The following is a 3898-nucleotide window of genomic DNA, read 5'->3' as shown; positions in this document are numbered from 1 at the left end:
TCGCCGAGCGACTGATGCTCTCTCCTCGCACGGTCTCCTCCCATTTGTACAACGTGTATCCCAAACTCGGCGTCAGCAACCGCAACCAGCTCCGCGATCTCTTCGACGATCTGTGACCGCCGCGGTCCGCCGTACGGTCGGGGCGCCCTTCGAGCCCGCCTAAACGTATCTGAAGGTGGCACATGGCTTGTCGCACAAACAATCGTCCCACGGGCGGGTCCCCTCGCAACGGCTCCGATGTATCTGGATGCGAGTGATCTCGTACCATCCGGCGCCTTCCCTGTCCCGCACGGCGTGATATGTGCCCGCTGGGAGGTACCTGGACTCCTCGGGGCCTGTTCTCGTTCTCCGGTACCAGACCGTGACGCTGTTGCCGCCCGCGCTGATCCCGACCACGCCCTGGATACGCGTCGCCGTACTTCCCGCATTCGCCAAGCAGATGAGGGAACCACGCCCATCCTGCTGCGTGAGTATGTAGGTGAACTCGCGAAGCGGGTTGTTCCGGCTCTGGCTCCAGGGGCATTCTTCCTGTCCCCGCACACGGCCGATCACGTGTGCCCCGATGGCGGGAAGGACCATTGCGTTCGCCGCGACCGCCAGCGTGACGGCACAGGCCGTAAGAGCCGCGCGAAGGGGGAACTCCATGTCTCTCCAGTCCTGTTCCTGATTGGACGCGGTAACCCTGACGTCGTTTTCTGCTCGTTATCAAGCTCATTTCCTGTTCACCTCCGGCAGCGGGGCGCACTCTTCATTGCGCAGGCAGGCAACCGGACAGGTGCCGGCCAGGAAATGACGTGTTGAATGATCGCGCGGAGCCATACTCTGCGGAGGCGCGCCCTCGCCCGTCCCCTGACCGGGCGGCCGCCGTTTAAGCCCAGTCATCTTACGGATGCCTCTGGGGCCGCCGGTTGGGACGCTGAACCAGACCGTTCAAAAGGAGCATCATGCACAGTCCCTCTCGCACTCGCCCGGCCCTGCGCACCCTTGTCACCACCGCCTTGGTCCCGGTCGTGGTCGGAGCCCTGGCCGCCGCCACGCTCACCGGCCCCGCCGCCGCGTCGGAAAGCGCCGGTACGGCCGAGGCCAAGCCGACCGTCGTACTGGTGCACGGCGCGTTCGCCGACGCCTCCAGCTGGTCGGGTGTCGTCTCGCGCCTGCAGCGCGACGGCTATACCGTCGTGGCCGCGGCCAATCCTCTGCGCGGGCTGGCCGATGACGCCGCGTACGTGCGCAGCGTCCTCGACACCGTGACCGGGCCCGTGGTCCTGGTCGGCCACTCCTATGGCGGCTCGGTCATCAGCCAGGCCGCCGCCGGCGACCCGGACGTCAAGGCGTTGGTCTACATCGCCGCGTTCATCCCCGACGTCGGCGAGAGCGCGAGCGAGCTGGCCGGCAAATTCCCCGGCAGCACCCTGGCCGAGACGCTCAGCACCAGCTCCTACCCCCTGCCCGGCGGCGGCACGGGCACCGAGCTGACCATCAAGCAGGACAAGTTCCGCAAGCAGTTCGCCGCCGACGTGCCCGCCCCCACCGCCGCGATCATGGCCGCCACCCAGCGGCCGGTCTCCACCTTCGCCCTGGAGGAGAAGGCCACCAAGGCGGCCTGGAAGGACATCCGCTCCTACGCTCTGATCGCCGGCAAGGACTACAACATCCCGCCCAAGGCCCAGCAGTGGATGGCCGAGCGTGCAGACGCCCGAACCGTCACCGTCAAGGGCGCCTCACACGCGGTCTCGGTCTCCGAACCGGCAGCGGTCACCGACCTCATCCGCCGCGCCACCCGCGACGTCCGCTGAGGCGCACCCGGGAACGGCCTCCTGGAAGGCGATCAGCGGGGAGCCGAGGCGCCCGCGGTGGCGGGTACGAGGAGTTCCTGCGCCAACCGCCGGGACTCCTCGCTGATCGGGGCCGGGGCCAGGGTCACCGGGTCGATGTTGACGGAGACGCGGCGCCCGTCGGCGTACAGGAGGCTCCGGTCGGGCGAGAGCAGGCGGAAGCCGTAGATGACGCTGCTGCGGCCGATCCCCTCCAGCCAGAAGTGCACGACCGGTTCGCAGACGCCTGTGATCGGGGCCTGATAGGTGATGGAGAGCTGGCGGACCACCATCACCTCCTTGATCGCCGACTGCGAGAGGTCGGAGTTCCACCCCTTCTCTGTCCAGTAGGCGACTATCGCGCGGTCGACCAGCGTGCCGTACCGAACGTGGTGGAGCATTCCATAGGGGTCGAGGTCGTCGAAGTAAACCTGTACGGACATGTAACGGCCATAGGACGGAGCAGTCACCGGCAAGTCCTTCGTCGAAGTTACGAGACCTAAGGAGCATGCAGCGCGGAGAGGTTCAATTTGCAGGCCAGTTCCCTGCCACATGGGAGTCACCGCCTGTCCATAGGCCGCCATGCCGGTGCGGTACGAGCCCGCGGGCGCGGTTTTCCCGATCCGCCGTGCGAGTGACCGCGAAGGGTCAAGAGCGATTTCTCGTTAGGCTCGTCGCATGGGGTTGAGCGGAAACTTCGCGTCACTGGGCGCACGGTTGCGCCAGGCGCGGACACGCGCGTTCGTCGGCCGGTCGGCGGAGGTGGGCGAGTTCAACAAGGCACTGGAGTCCTTCCCCGCATCCCCTGCGGTGTTCTATCTGCACGGTGCGGGCGGGATGGGGAAGTCGGCATTGCTGCGCCGGTTCGCCGACCTCGCCGGAGCGGCCGGCCGGCGGGTGATCCAGATCGACGCGGGCCTCATCGACCTCTCCCCGGCCGGCTTCGCGGCGGAGGTTCCCGAGCCGGATGACCGGCTGGTGCTGCTCGTCGACGGCTTCGAGCAGGCACAGGGCCTGGAGGGGTGGCTACGCGACACCTTCCTGCCCGCTCTGCCCGGCGGCGCCATCGTGGCGCTGGCCGGGCGCAGGCCGCCGGACCCGCACTGGCAGGCCGACCCCGCCTGGGCCAGCACGCTGAGGGTGATCGCCCTGGGCGACCTGCCGGAGCGGGACGCGGCGGCCCTGCTGAGCCTGCGAGGCGTACCGGACGAGCTGCATCCGGCCATCCTGGCCTTCACCAAGGGGCATCCGCTGGCGCTCAACCTTGCGGCGGCGGTGACGAACCGGCAGGGCGGTGGCGAGACCGAGCGGTGGACCCCCGGCTACGACCTGATCGCGACGCTGCTGTCCGGACTGATCGGAGAGGTCCCGTCCCCAGCGCACCGGCGGGCGCTGCAGGCGTGCGCGTACCTGCGTACCACCACCGAGGAGCGACTGCGTGTGTTCGTGGCGGACGCCGACCCGGCGGCGCTGTTCGACTGGTTACGGGAGCAGCCGTTCATCGAGACCGGGCCGCAGGGGCTGTCCCCGCATGATCTGGTCCGCGAGATCCTCCGCGCCGACCTGCGCTGGCGCAATCCCTCCGAGTACCGGCGGATGCACGCCGAGATCCGCACCTACCTGCTCGGCCGGATCGAGGACGCGCCGGAGACCGAGCTGGCCTCGACGATGCGCGAGCTGATGTTCTTCATGAGCCACGGCCACCTCGCACGCTACCTCTGCCCTGTGCCCCCGGCCGGTGAGGTGTACGAGGACGCGACGCGCCCCGAGGACCACGCGGCGATCCTGGAAATGACCGCTCGCACCCACAGCCCCGAGTCGGCCGAGATCGCCGCGTTCTGGCTCGACCGGCGGCCGGAGGCGTTCACGGTCTACCGCGACGCGATGACCGGCGCACCGCTCGCGTACCTGGCCTGGCTGCGGGTGAGCGACCCGGCCCCGGACGAGCTGACCACCGACCCCACGGTCGCGGGGGGGGGGGGGGGCGCCCCCCCCCCCCCCCCCCCGCCCCCCCCCCCGCCCCCCCCCCCCCCCCCGGTGGCGGGGTTAGCGGCCCACCACCCCCCCCAAACCCCCCGCCCACG

General features: G+C 69.4%; 5 protein-coding genes. 3 read left to right on the top strand and 2 right to left on the bottom strand.

What is annotated here, in order from left to right:
• The first annotated feature begins 14 nt into the window (after nucleotides 1–14).
• Complete coding sequence (locus HNP84_RS50860) at nucleotides 15–116, top strand: LuxR C-terminal-related transcriptional regulator (protein WP_246519663.1); 102 nt, start codon at nucleotides 15–17, stop codon at nucleotides 114–116.
• A gap of 43 nt (nucleotides 117–159) precedes the next feature.
• Here HNP84_RS50860 and HNP84_RS57025 read toward each other — a convergent pair whose 3' ends face one another.
• On the bottom strand, nucleotides 160–579 hold the full coding sequence (locus HNP84_RS57025) for a beta/gamma crystallin domain-containing protein (RefSeq protein ID WP_376772048.1): 420 nt from the start codon (nucleotides 577–579) through the stop codon (nucleotides 160–162).
• 365 nt (nucleotides 580–944) lie between these two features.
• Between HNP84_RS57025 and HNP84_RS50850 the strand changes: the two genes are divergently transcribed.
• A complete protein-coding gene (locus tag HNP84_RS50850; protein ID WP_185057382.1) occupies nucleotides 945–1796 on the top strand; it encodes an alpha/beta fold hydrolase in 852 nt (283 codons plus the stop codon).
• 32 nt (nucleotides 1797–1828) lie between these two features.
• On the opposite strand, the gene HNP84_RS50845 is transcribed toward HNP84_RS50850, so the two are convergent.
• A complete protein-coding gene (locus HNP84_RS50845; RefSeq protein ID WP_185057381.1) occupies nucleotides 1829–2257 on the bottom strand; it encodes an acyl-CoA thioesterase in 429 nt (142 codons plus the stop codon).
• 235 nt (nucleotides 2258–2492) lie between these two features.
• On the opposite strand from HNP84_RS50845, the gene HNP84_RS50840 reads away from it, so the two are divergent.
• Nucleotides 2493–3898: ATP-binding protein (locus HNP84_RS50840; protein WP_185057380.1), on the top strand; the 1406-nt coding region annotated here is incomplete at its 3' end.

Origin of the sequence: Thermocatellispora tengchongensis (genome assembly GCF_014202315.1) — a bacterium.
In the GTDB taxonomy this organism is placed as follows: domain Bacteria; phylum Actinomycetota; class Actinomycetes; order Streptosporangiales; family Streptosporangiaceae; genus Thermocatellispora; species Thermocatellispora tengchongensis.
Note: the sequence above shows the minus strand (reverse complement) of the source record. Positions and strands in the feature narration are given on the sequence as shown.